The sequence below is a fragment of the Sanguibacter inulinus genome (assembly GCF_013415325.1).
Lineage (GTDB): Bacteria > Actinomycetota > Actinomycetes > Actinomycetales > Cellulomonadaceae > Sanguibacter > Sanguibacter inulinus.
The window spans coordinates 80755-93294 of record NZ_JACBYE010000002.1; the positions used below are offsets into that span (position 1 = coordinate 80755).

Consider the following 12540-nt stretch of genomic DNA (forward strand, 5'->3'; position numbering starts at 1 on the left):
GTCGCTCTCCCAGAGCCCTGGTCCAGGAGCTCGCGACGCGCTGGAGAGGGCGCCCTTGCGCGCGCCTCTCCCCCACCGGGGACTCTCCGGGAGCCGTACGCAGAGCCCTGCTGAGTGCGCCCCTCTCCCCGTCCGACGGACGAGCAGACGCCCCCGACAGCACAGCAGGGCGGCTCCCGGAGGAGCCGCCCTGCTGTGTCAGACGGTCGAGATCAGATCTCGGTCAGCGGAAGTCCGGACCGAAGTCGATGTCCTCGAGCGGGATGGCCTCGCCCGAGCCCATGCCGAGCGCGGGGAAGTCGATCTCGTCGTACCCGAAGCTCGGGTACAGCTCGGCCTTCGCCTCTTCGGTCGGCTCGACCGTGACCTCGTGGTAGCGGGGCAGACCCGTACCGGCGGGGATGAGCTTTCCGAGGATGACGTTCTCCTTGAGGCCCAGCAGCGGGTCGCGGCGACCGCTCATGGCGGCCTCCGTGAGCACGCGGGTGGTCTCCTGGAAGGACGCCGCAGACAGCCACGAGTCGGTCGCGAGCGACGCCTTCGTGATGCCCATGAGCTCAGGACGACCCGAGGCCGGCTGACCACCCTCGGCGACAGCCTGGCGGTTGGCGTTCTCGAAGCGGCCACGCTCGGCGAGCTCGCCGGGCAGCAGGATCGAGTCACCCGAGTCGAGCACGGTCACGCGACGCAGCATCTGCCGGACGATGACCTCGATGTGCTTGTCGTGGATGTCGACACCCTGCGAGCCGTAGACCTCCTGGACCTCGTCCACCAGGTGCTTCTGGGTGGCACGCGGTCCGAGGATGCGCAGGACCTTCTTCGGGTCGACAGCACCCTGGACGAGCTGGGTGCCGACGACGACGTCCTGGCCGTCCTCGACCAGCAGGCGCGAGCGCTTGGTGACCGGGTATGCGATCTCCTCGGAGCCGTCCTCGGGGGTGAGGACGATCCGACGGGTCCGCTCGGAGTCGTCGATCGTGATCTTACCGGAGTACTCCGCGATCGGGGCCTCACCCTTGGGGGTGCGGGCCTCGAAGAGCTCGGTGACACGTGGCAGACCCTGCGTGATGTCGTCGGCCGACGCCACACCACCGGTGTGGAAGGTACGCATGGTCAGCTGCGTACCGGGCTCACCGATCGACTGGGCCGCGATGATGCCGACGGCCTCGCCGATGTCCACGAGCTTGCCGGTCGCGAGCGAACGGCCGTAGCAGCGGGCGCAGGTACCGACGTGCGACTCGCAGGTGAGCACGGAGCGCACCTTGAGGGTCGTGACGCCCTCAGCGAGCAGAGCGTCGATGAGCACGTCTCCGACGTCGTCGCCCGACTTGCCGAGCACCTTGCCGTCGACCTCGACCGAGGCGGCCAGGGTGCGCGAGTAGATGCTCTGCTCGACCTTGGCGTGGCGCACGAGGCGACCGTCACCGAGGTCTTCGCCCACGGGGAGCGTGAGACCGCGCTCGGTCCCGCAGTCGTCCTCGCGGACGATGACGTCCTGCGAGACGTCGACGAGACGACGGGTCAGGTAGCCCGAGTCTGCTGTGCGCAGAGCCGTGTCGGCCAGACCCTTACGAGCACCGTGCGTGGCGATGAAGTACTCGAGGACCGAGAGGCCCTCACGGTAGTTGGACTTGATCGGGCGAGGGATGATCTCACCCTTCGGGTTCGCCACGAGACCACGCATACCGGCGATCTGACGGACCTGCATCCAGTTACCACGAGCACCCGAGCCGACCATCCTGTAGACCGTGTTGCGCGCAGGGAAGTTCTCCTGCATCGCCTTCGCGACCTTGTCGGTGGCCTGGGTCCAGATCTCGATGAGCTCCTGGCGGCGCTCGTCGTCGGTGATCAGACCCTTGTCGAACTGCTGCTGCACCTTGAGGGCACGAGCCTCGTGCGCCTCGAGGATGGCGGCCTTCTCGGCCTTCGGCGTCGCGACGTCGGAGATCGAGATGGTGATGCCTGAGCGGGTCGCCCAGCGGAAGCCGGCGGCCTTGAGAGCGTCGAGCGACTCGGCGACCTCGACCTTGGGGTAGGTCTCGGCCAGCTCGTTGACGATCTGCGACAGGCGCTTCTTGTCCACGACCGAGTTCACGTACGGGTAGGTGACAGGGAGCAGCTCGTTGAAGAGCGCGCGACCCAGGGTGGTGGTGAAGAGGAGCGGCTCGCCCTCGACCCAGCCCTCGGGAGCCTCGAAGCCGGAGACCGGCGGGACGAGACCCTCCATGCGGATCGTGACGACGGCGTTGAGGTCCAGGCTGCCCTGGTCGAAGGCCATGACGGCCTCGGACACGGAGCTGAACGCGCGGCCCTCGCCGATCGGGTCGACCTTGTCGCTCGTCAGGTGGTACAGACCGATGATCATGTCCTGCGAGGGCATGGTGACCGGGCGACCGTCAGACGGCTTGAGGATGTTGTTGCTCGAGAGCATGAGGATGCGCGCCTCGGCCTGGGCCTCGGCGGACAGCGGCAGGTGGACAGCCATCTGGTCACCGTCGAAGTCGGCGTTGAACGCCGCGCAGACGAGCGGGTGCAGGTGGATGGCCTTGCCCTCGACGAGCTGAGGCTCGAAGGCCTGGATACCCAGGCGGTGCAGGGTGGGTGCACGGTTGAGCAGCACGGGGTGCTCGGTGATGACCTCTTCGAGGACGTCCCACACCGCGGACTTCGCGCGCTCGACCATGCGCTTGGCGCTCTTGATGTTCTGAGCGTGGTTGAGGTCGACGAGACGCTTCATGACGAAGGGCTTGAAGAGCTCGAGCGCCATCTGCTTCGGCAGGCCGCACTGGTGCAGCTTGAGCTGAGGACCGACCACGATGACCGAACGGCCCGAGTAGTCCACGCGCTTGCCGAGGAGGTTCTGGCGGAATCGACCCTGCTTGCCCTTGAGCATGTCGGAGATCGACTTGAGCGGGCGGTTGCCCGGTCCGGTGACCGGACGTCCACGACGACCGTTGTCGAACAGCGAGTCGACAGCCTCCTGGAGCATGCGCTTCTCGTTGTTGACGATGATCTCGGGTGCACCGAGGTCGAGGAGGCGCTTCAGGCGGTTGTTGCGGTTGATGACGCGGCGGTACAGGTCGTTGAGGTCGGACGTCGCGAAACGTCCACCGTCGAGCTGCACCATCGGACGCAGGTCCGGCGGGATGACCGGGACGGCGTCCAGGACCATGCCCGTGGGCGAGTTGGTCGTGGTGAGGAACGCGTTGACGACCTTGAGGCGCTTGAGGGCGCGGGTCTTCTTCTGGCCCTTGCCGGAGCGGATGATCTCGCGCAGCGAGGTCGCCTCGGCGTCGAGGTCGAAGTCCTGGAGCCGCTTCTGGATCGCGGCGGCACCCATCGAACCCTCGAAGTAGTTGCCGTAACGGTCCTGGAGGGCGCGGTAGAGCATCTCGTCGCCCTCGAGGTCGGCGACCTTGAGGTTCTTGAACTTGTCCCAGACCTGCTCGAGGCGCTCGAGCTCGGCGTCAGCACGCTTGCGCAGCTGAGCCATCTCGCGCTCGGCCGAGTCGCGCACCTTGCGGCGTGCGTCGGCGCGGGCGCCCTCGGCCTCGAGCTCGGCGAGGTCGGCCTCGAGACGGCGTGCGCGCGTCTCGATGTCGTTGTCGCGACGGTCGGTGATCTCCTTCTTCTCCAGGTCGATCTCGTTCTGGAGGTTCGGGAGGTCTTCCTGGCGGCCGTCGACGTCGACCGACGTCACCATGTACGCGGCGAAGTAGATGACCTTCTCGAGGTCCTTCGGCGCGAGGTCGAGCAGGTAGCCGAGGCGGGACGGCACACCCTTGAAGAACCAGATGTGGGTGACGGGAGCGGCGAGCTCGATGTGGCCCATGCGCTCACGACGCACCTTCGAGCGCGTCACCTCGACGCCGCAGCGCTCACAGATGATGCCCTTGAAGCGCACGCGCTTGTACTTGCCGCAGTAGCACTCCCAGTCCCGGGTCGGGCCGAAGATCTTCTCGCAGAAGAGTCCGTCCTTCTCGGGCTTGAGGGTGCGGTAGTTGATGGTCTCAGGCTTCTTGACCTCGCCATGCGACCAGGTGCGGATGTCGTCTGCCGTGGCCAGTCCGATACGCAGCTCGTCGAAGACATTGACGTCGAGCAAGGTGGTCCTACTTCCTTCGTCTGCCGGCCTGGTCGGGATGTGTCCCGTCACCGGCGCGGTGGAGGTGCTACAGGGTGTCGGATGGGGCGGGGGTGGAGGTCCCAGCAGGGACTACGCACCCCCGCCCGTCACCGAGATCAGATCTCGTCGATGCTCGCTGCTGCGTTGGGGCGACGCGACAGGTCGATACCGAGCTCTTCAGCGGCGCGGTACACGTCGTCGTCGGACTCGCGCATCTCGATCGAGGTGCCGTCGCTCGAGAGCACCTCGACGTTCAGGCACAGCGACTGCATCTCCTTGAGGAGGACCTTGAAGGACTCCGGGATGCCCGAGTCGGGGATGTTCTCGCCCTTGACGATCGCCTCGTAGACCTTGACACGGCCCGGGACGTCGTCCGACTTGATGGTCAGGAGCTCCTGCAGGGTGTACGCAGCTCCGTACGCCTCGAGGGCCCAGACCTCCATCTCACCGAAGCGCTGGCCACCGAACTGGGCCTTACCACCGAGCGGCTGCTGGGTGATCATCGAGTACGGACCCGTCGAGCGCGCGTGGATCTTGTCGTCCACCAGGTGGTGGAGCTTCAAGATGTACATGTAGCCGACAGCCACGGCCTCGGGGAACGGCTCGCCGGAGCGGCCGTCGAAGAGGCGTGCCTTGCCGTCGGGCTGCACCATGCGTGCGCCGTCGCGGTTCGGGAGGGTGCTCTGGAGCAGACCCGAGAGGGCGTTCTCCTGGAGACCGTCGAAGACCGGTGTCGCCACAGGGTTGCGCGGCTCGGAGGTCGCTGCGACCGCGGGGACGTTCTCCTTCCAGGAGAGGTCACCCTCTGTCGCGAGGTCGATGTCCCAGCCCTGCGCGGCGATCCACCCGAGGTGGACCTCGAGCACCTGACCGACGTTCATTCGTCCCGGGACACCCATCGGGTTGAGGACGATGTCGACGGGCGTGCCGTCCTCGAGGAACGGCATGTCCTCGACCGGGAGGATCGTCGAGATGACGCCCTTGTTCCCGTGACGGCCGGCGAGCTTGTCACCCGCGGTGATCTTGCGTCGCTGGGCGATGTACACGCGGACCAGCTCGTTGACGCCGGCGGGCAGCTCGTCGCCGTCCTCACGGTTGAACGTGCGGACCTCGATGACCGTGCCGGACTCGCCGTGGGGCACCTTGAGGGACGTGTCGCGGACCTCGCGGGCCTTCTCGCCGAAGATCGCGCGGAGCAGGCGCTCCTCCGGGGTGAGCTCGGTCTCGCCCTTGGGCGTGACCTTGCCGACGAGCACGTCGCCCGAGCTGACCTCGGCGCCGATGCGGATGATGCCGCGCTCGTCGAGGTCGGCGAGGACGTCCTCGGAGACGTTCGGGATGTCCCGGGTGATCTCCTCAGGGCCGAGCTTCGTGTCGCGGGCGTCGACCTCGTGCTCCTCGATGTGGATCGAGGAGAGGACGTCGTCCTGGACCAGACGCTGGCTGAGGATGATCGCGTCCTCGTAGTTGTGACCCTCCCACGACATGAACGCCACGAGCAGGTTGCGGCCGAGCGCGAGCTCGCCCTCGTCCGTCGCGGGGCCGTCGGCGAGCACCGAGCCGACCTCGACCCGGGCACCCTCGTCGACCAGCACGCGCTGGTTGTAGGAGGTGCCCTGGTTGGAGCGGCGGAACTTCGCGGCGCGGTAGCTCGTGGTGGTCGCGTCGTCGTTGGCGACGACGATGAGGTCTGCGGAGACCTCGGTGACCACACCGGGCTTCGTGGCGACGATGACGTCACCGGCGTCGATCGCGGCACGACGCTCCATGCCGGTACCGACGAAGGGAGCCTCCGAGCGGACCAGCGGGACAGCCTGGCGCTGCATGTTGGCGCCCATGAGGGCGCGGTTGGCGTCGTCGTGCTCGAGGAACGGGATGAGGGCCGTCGCGACCGACACCATCTGGCGCGGCGAGACGTCCATGTAGTCCACGTTCGAGCCGAGGACGTCGTCGGTCTCTCCACCCTTGAGGCGGACCAGGACGCGCTCCTGACGGAACGAGCCGTCCTCGTTGAGCTCCGTGTTCGCCTGGGCGATGACGTAGCGGTCCTCGTCGTCAGCCGTGAGGTACACGACGTCGTCGGAGACCTTGCCGTTCTCGACCTTGCGGTACGGCGTCTCGATGAAGCCGAAGGGGTTGATGCGACCGAAGGACGCGAGCGAGCCGATGAGGCCGATGTTCGGGCCTTCAGGGGTCTCGATCGGGCACATGCGGCCGTAGTGCGACGGGTGGACGTCACGGACCTCCATGCCGGCGCGGTCGCGGGACAGACCACCCGGGCCCAGCGCGGACAGACGACGCTTGTGCGTCAGACCGGCGAGGGGGTTGTTCTGGTCCATGAACTGCGAGAGCTGGGAGGTCCCGAAGAACTCCTTGATCGACGCCACGACGGGGCGGATGTTGATCAGGGTCTGCGGGGCGATCGCCTCGACGTCCTGCGTCGTCATGCGCTCGCGCACGACACGCTCCATCCGGGACAGGCCGGTGCGGACCTGGTTCTGGATGAGCTCGCCGACGGCGCGGATACGACGGTTGCCGAAGTGGTCGATGTCGTCGGTCTCGACGCGGACCTCGACGGCCTCGCCGTTCTTGACGCCGTCGAGAGCGGTGACGTCGGCGTGCAGGGCTGCGAGGTACTTGATCGTCTTGACGATGTCGGTGACGGTCAGGACCGAGTCGGCCAGGGGCGCGTCGATGCCGAGCTTCTTGTTCACCTTGTAGCGGCCGACCTTCGCGAGGTCGTAGCGCTTGGAGTTGAAGTAGAAGTTCTCGAGGAGCGAGCGACCGGCCTCGACCGTGGGCGGCTCGCCCGGACGGATCTTGCGGTAGAGGTCGACGAGCGCCTCTTCCTCGGTCGTGACGTTGTCCTTCTCGAGGGTGTCGAGGATCGAGGGGAAGGCCGCGAACTCCTCGCGGATCTCCGACTCGGTCATGCCGAGGGCCTTGAGCAGGACCGTGACGGACTGCTTGCGCTTGCGGTCGACGCGGACGCCCACGGCGTCGCGCTTGTCGATCTCGAACTCGAGCCACGCACCACGCTGCGGGATGATCTTCGCGGAGAAGATGTCCTTGTCGCTGGTCTTGTCGGCGGCACGCTCGAAGTACACGCCGGGCGAACGGACGAGCTGCGAGACGACGACGCGCTCGGTGCCGTTGATGATGAAGGTGCCGCGCTCGGTCATCAGGGGGAAGTCACCCATGAAGACCGTCTGGCTCTTGATCTCGCCGGTGTTGTAGTTGAAGAACTCCGCCGTGACGAACAGCGGCGCCGCGTAGGTGAAGTCCTTCTCCTTGCACTCCTCGGCCGTGTGCTTCGGGGGCTCGAAGCGGTGGTTGGAGAACGAGAGAGACATCGAGGAGCCGAAGTCCTCGATCGGTGAGATCTCTTCGAAGATCTCTTCCAGGCCTGAGGTCTCCGGCACGTCCTGGGTCCCGAGCTTCATGGCTGCCGCAACACGCGCGCGCCACTTCTCGTTGCCCAGGAGCCAGTCGAAGCTGTCGGTCTGGAGGCCGAGGAGGTCAGGGACCTCGAGCGGCTCAAAAATCTTGGCGAAGGAGACGCGCCGAGATGCGGTGCGGTTCGCGATTGCGTCGGCGGACGGAGCAGAAGGGGTGCGCGAGGCAGCCAAGAGGGGTCCTTCCCTGCGGATCGAGTGCACGCTGTTGCGCTTGTGAGCCTGGTCGTCCACCCTTGTGGTGTCATCGACACCTGGGTCCCTGTCACAGCCGTGGTTTCACGGCAGCCCCGGGGGCTCACGGATCCTCAGGTCAGATGCCGAGACGGGCTCGGAGCTCTCTCCGAGGGTCGCGGACCGTTCCAGTCGGTTCCGTGAGTGGCTTCGCAGGCACACGCCAGCGCAAAGCGATAGCATAGCCGACCGGGCCAAGTACATGCAACCCGGTCGAGGCGCGCGCAGGATGGCCGGTTGGATGACCGGCGGACCGGTCCCGGCTGCGCGCGAGCGTGGACGACAAGAGTCGACCCCGCAGTCGCCCGGACCGTCGCTCTCGCGCGGCAGCCCGGAGCCCGGCGTCCCCCTGCGAGAGGTGCGGACCGGCGGAGCCGGTCCCGACGTCGAGCAGACGAGAAGGCCCGCACCCCTCGAAGGGGTGCGGGCCTTCTCGCACGATGTGGTCCGCAAAGACGCCAGGCGTCTAGGCGGCCCGAGCCCGGAGGCTCAGATCACTTGAGGGTGACCGTCGCGCCGGCGCCCTCGAGGGCAGCCTTTGCCTTCTCGGCGGTCTCCTTGTTGGCGGCCTCGAGGACCGGCTTCGGAGCACCGTCGACGAGGTCCTTGGCCTCCTTGAGACCGAGGCTCGTGAGGGCACGCACCTCCTTGATGACCTGGATCTTCTTGTCGCCAGCAGCCTCGAGGATGACGTCGAACTCGTCCTTCTCCTCCTCGGCCTCGGCGGCAGCAGCAGCCGGGCCAGCAACGGCGACAGCGGCCGGAGCAGCTGCGGTGACCTCGAAGGTCTCCTCGAATGCCTTCACGAACTCAGAGAGCTCGATGAGGGTGAGTTCCTTGAAAGCTCCGATGAGCTCTTCGGTGGTGAGCTTCGCCATGGTCGGCGTCCTTCCTAGTTGTCCTGCGTGAAGCAGAGGGTGATGTGTGTGCGTGGCCTGCGTCGTCCCGGAGGGGAAGACTCAGGCAGCGCTTTCCTGCGAAGCCTGCTTCTCGCGCAGGGCGTCGATGGTGCGCACAGCCTGTGATGCGGGGGCCGTGAACAGGTAGGCCGCCTGGAAGAGCGAAGCCTTGAATGCGCCCGCGGCCTTGGCCAGGAGCACCTCGCGGGACTCGAGGTCCGCGAGCTTGTTGATGTCCTCAGCGGTCAGCGGGCGTCCGTCGAGGACTCCTGCCTTGATGACCAGCTGGGGGTTCGCCTTGGCGAAGTCACGCAGACCCTTGGCAGCCTCGACCGGGTCACCGGAGACGAAGGCGATTGCCGACGGACCAGCGAGGTCGGCGTCGAGTCCCTCGACACCGGCTTCCTTGGCCGCGATGGCGGTCAGCGTGTTCTTCACCACGGCGTAGGTTGCGTTGCCGCTGAGCGACCGACGCAGCTGCTTGAGCTGCGCGACGGTGAGCCCGCGGTACTCGGTCAGCACTGCAGCGTTGGACTCGCGGAACAGGTCCGTGAGCTCTGCGACTGCGGCTGCCTTGTCCGGCCTCGCCATGGCAATCCTTCCGATGGTGGTGCCGCACGTCTCGCCGGGAATCCGGCTCCCGCCCCGGACACAAAAAGAGCCCCGCGCAGGCGCGGGGCTCACAAGTTCCGGACCAGGTCCGACTCGATCACACTCACCTGCGCTGGCCTCCGTCTGCGACGGGACTTCGATCGGCATGTCCGCGAGCGGGCACGACCGACGACCTGCGGTCTTGGGTACAGATGAATACTACACGCCCCGAGGGGTGCTCAGGACCATCGTGAGCCAGGCCACGCCCTGGCGGCCCGCACCGGCCTGGCCTGCCAATCTCCCTAGCCCACCTAGCCCGACAGGCGGCCTGGCCACCTAGCCCGCCACGCCGTCTGGCCGCCTGGCCGCCTGGCCGCCTGGCCGCCTGGCCGCCTCAGAGAGTGTCCAGACGCGGACGAGGCCGGACCCCCCAGCGGGGATCCGGCCTCGTCGTGGAGCTGAGAGGCTCAGGCCTCGTCGTTCTCGAGCAGCTTCGTCGTCTTCGACTGGTCCACGGGGATGCCGGGGCCCATCGTCGTCGTGAGCGTCGCCTTCGAGATGTAGCGGCCCTTGGAAGCGGACGGCTTCAGACGGAGGACCTCTTCGATCGCGGCTGCGTAGTTCTCCACGAGGGCTTCCTCGGAGAACGACACCTTGCCGATGATGAAGTGGAGGTTCGAGTGCTTGTCGACGCGGAACTCGATCTTTCCGCCCTTGATCTCCGAGACAGCCTTCGCGACGTCCATGGTCACGGTGCCCGTCTTGGGGTTCGGCATGAGGCCACGGGGTCCGAGGACCTTTCCGAGGCGGCCGACCTTGCCCATGAGGTCAGGGGTGGCGACAGCGGAGTCGAAGTCGGTGAAACCGGCTGCGACCTGGTCGATGAGCTCGTCGCCACCGACGACGTCGGCGCCGGCTGCGCGAGCCTGCTCGGCGCGCTCACCCGTGGCGAAGACCAGGACACGAGCGGTCTTGCCGGTGCCGTGCGGGAGGATGACGGTGCCACGGACCATCTGGTCGGCCTTGCGAGGGTCGACGCCGAGACGGAAGGCGACCTCGACGGTCGCGTCCCACTTGGTCACCGAGGTTTCCTTCGCGAGGCGGACGGCCTCGAGGGGGGTGTAGAGGTTGTCGCGGTCGATCTTCTCGGCCGCAGTGCGATATGCCTTGCTGCGCGTTGCCATCTGCTGGTTCTCCTAGCTGCAGTCGTGGTCTACGGGTCCGCGCGGACCCTGCCACTGGCCGCCGGCTGAGCCGGCGGTCGATGAAAGATGAGGGAGAAGGCTTCTCAGCCTTCGACCTTGATGCCCATGGAGCGGGCGGTGCCGGCGATGATCTTCGACGCTGCGTCGATGTCGTTGGCGTTGAGGTCTTCGAGCTTGGTGGTGGCGATGTCACGGACCTGTGCGGACGTGAGGGTCGCGACCTTGACCGTGTGCGGGGTGGGCGAGCCCTTGTCCACGCCAGCGGCCTTCTTGATCAGCTCTGCTGCCGGCGGCGTCTTCGTGATGAAGGTGAAGGAACGGTCTTCGTAGACCGTGATCTCCACGGGCACCACGTTGCCGCGCTGCGACTCGGTGGCCGCGTTGTAGGCCTTGCAGAACTCCATGATGTTGACGCCGTGCTGTCCGAGCGCGGGGCCGATCGGGGGTGCCGGTGTGGCAGCACCGGCCTGGATCTGGAGCTTGATCAGCCCAGATACCTTCTTCTTGGGAGGCATATCGGGTCCTTCGTGTCTTCTGACTCAGTTGTTGACGGGAGCCTGGGTGGCACACGTCCCTCGCCGGACGGCTCAGATCTTGGCGACCTGGCTGAACGACAGCTCGACCGGGGTCTCCCGGCCGAAGATCGAGACCAGCACCTTGAGCTTCTGGCCCTCGGCGTTGATCTCGGAGATCGTGGCAGGCAGCGTGTCGAAAGGTCCGTCCGTGACGGTGACCGACTCGCCGACGGTGAAGTCGACCTCGATCGCCGGGGCGGAACCGCTGCCCTTGGCGCCGGCCTCTGCCTTGGGGGCGATGAGGGGCGCGAGCATCCCGAAGACCTCGTTCTGGGTCAGCGGGACAGGCTGGTGGGTGTGACCGACGAAGCCGGTGACACCGGGCGTGTGGCGCACGGCGCCCCACGACTCGTCGGTGAGGTCCATGCGGACGAGGACGTAACCGGGGATCCGGACGCGGCGGACGATCTTCTTCTGCGCGTTCTTGATCTCGGTGACCTCTTCCATCGGCACCTCGATCTGGAAGATGTAGTCCTCCATGTTGAGGCTCTGGATGCGGTTCTCGAGGTTCGCCTTCACGCGGTTCTCGTAGCCGGCGTAGGAGTGGATGACGTACCAGTCGCCGGGCTTGCCGCGCAGCTCGCGCTTGAAGGCCTCGACGGGGTCTTCGTCCTCGTCGTCGACAGCCGCCTCGGCGTCGGACGCGGACTCGTCGACCGGGGACTCCTCGGCGATCTCGTCGCCGGCCGCCTCGGTCGGCTCCTCGGTCGAGGTCGCGTCGTCGTCGACGGACTCCTCGGTCGGCTGGTCGTCGAGCTCGGTGACCGCGACGTCCGCGTCGGCGCTCTCAGCGTCGCCCGCGACGGCGTCGACGATCTCCTCCGTCGGTTCGAACGACTCCTGAGACACGTGTCAACCTGCTTTCTACTGACGATCCGAGATGGGCCCGGACTACTACCTGATGGACGTGCGACGCGCGGTCACTCGAGAGCACCGCGCGTCATGTTCTGGACCGCCCGCTGTCGCGCGACGGCCGCTCGGCCTAGCCGAAGATCCAGAAGACGCCCTTGTTGATGACGTAGTCGAGCGCGAGCACGAAGGCCATGCAGACGAGCACGAAGACGATCACGACGAGCGTGTAGTTCCAGAGCTCAGACCGCGTGGGGGTGACGACCTTCTTGAGCTCGGCGACCACCTGGCGGACGAAGAGAGCGATGCGAGCGAAGATGTTCGCCTTGGCAGGCGCACCCTTCGGGCTCTTCTTCTCGCCACCGACACCGGCGCTCTCAGCGCTGGCTGCTCCGGCTGCGGAATCGCTCACTGGTTCATCCCTACGTCGTGGCTTGCCTGTTCACGTGCCCATGACCCATCTCCTCGAATCAGACGAGGATGTGCCCAGGCCCGGTCGACGACCGACGAGGACACCAAGCAGGGCAGACAGGACTCGAACCTGCAACCTGCGGTTTTGGAGACCGCTGCGCTACCAATTGCGCCACTACCCTTCGACGGACTGCT

At 66.7% G+C, this 12540-nt stretch carries 8 protein-coding genes and 1 tRNA gene; all 9 read right to left on the reverse strand.

The genetic code is table 11. The features are described from left to right. Window positions 1–223: 223 nt before the first annotated feature. Window positions 224–4105 (reverse strand): DNA-directed RNA polymerase subunit beta', encoded by a 3882-nt coding sequence (locus HZZ10_RS01390; RefSeq protein WP_179912127.1) that lies wholly within the window; start codon window positions 4103–4105, stop codon window positions 224–226. Window positions 4106–4242: 137 nt separating this feature from the next. Further along, window positions 4243–7755 (reverse strand): DNA-directed RNA polymerase subunit beta, encoded by a 3513-nt coding sequence (gene rpoB / locus HZZ10_RS01395; protein ID WP_056130614.1) that lies wholly within the window; start codon window positions 7753–7755, stop codon window positions 4243–4245. A 554-nt stretch (window positions 7756–8309) separates the two neighbouring features. Beyond that, the gene (rplL, locus tag HZZ10_RS01400; protein WP_056128654.1) at window positions 8310–8693 is read right to left on the reverse strand and encodes a 50S ribosomal protein L7/L12; all 384 of its coding nucleotides are present in this window, start codon (window positions 8691–8693) and stop codon (window positions 8310–8312) included. A gap of 81 nt (window positions 8694–8774) precedes the next feature. Beyond that, window positions 8775–9305: a 50S ribosomal protein L10 gene (gene rplJ, locus HZZ10_RS01405; protein ID WP_012867955.1), complete on the reverse strand. Its 531-nt coding sequence runs from the start codon at window positions 9303–9305 to the stop codon at window positions 8775–8777. A 467-nt stretch (window positions 9306–9772) separates the two neighbouring features. Further along, window positions 9773–10489, reverse strand: a complete 717-nt coding sequence (gene rplA, locus HZZ10_RS01410; RefSeq protein WP_056128651.1) for a 50S ribosomal protein L1 — start codon at window positions 10487–10489, stop codon at window positions 9773–9775. Between the two features lie 104 nt (window positions 10490–10593). Continuing rightward, on the reverse strand, window positions 10594–11025 hold the full coding sequence (gene rplK / locus HZZ10_RS01415) for a 50S ribosomal protein L11 (RefSeq protein WP_056128648.1): 432 nt from the start codon (window positions 11023–11025) through the stop codon (window positions 10594–10596). A 72-nt stretch (window positions 11026–11097) separates the two neighbouring features. Beyond that, entirely contained in the window at window positions 11098–11934 is an 837-nt protein-coding gene (nusG, locus tag HZZ10_RS01420; protein ID WP_179912128.1) for a transcription termination/antitermination protein NusG, read from the reverse strand. 133 nt (window positions 11935–12067) lie between these two features. After that, a complete protein-coding gene (gene secE, locus HZZ10_RS01425) occupies window positions 12068–12346 on the reverse strand; it encodes a preprotein translocase subunit SecE (RefSeq protein WP_179912129.1) in 279 nt (92 codons plus the stop codon). Window positions 12347–12454: 108 nt separating this feature from the next. After that, window positions 12455–12527, reverse strand: a tRNA-Trp gene (locus HZZ10_RS01430). Window positions 12528–12540 lie beyond the last annotated feature (13 nt).

Bases quoted from the DNA above. Each gene is read 5' to 3' on its own strand.
- rplL (WP_056128654.1), bottom strand. From the start codon at position 8,693: ATGGCGAAGCTCACCACCGAAGAGCTCATCGGAGCTTTCAAGGAACTC.
- rplJ (WP_012867955.1), bottom strand. From the start codon at position 9,305: ATGGCGAGGCCGGACAAGGCAGCCGCAGTCGCAGAGCTCACGGACCTG.
- rplA (WP_056128651.1), bottom strand. From the start codon at position 10,489: ATGGCAACGCGCAGCAAGGCATATCGCACTGCGGCCGAGAAGATCGAC.
- rplK (WP_056128648.1), bottom strand. From the start codon at position 11,025: ATGCCTCCCAAGAAGAAGGTATCTGGGCTGATCAAGCTCCAGATCCAG.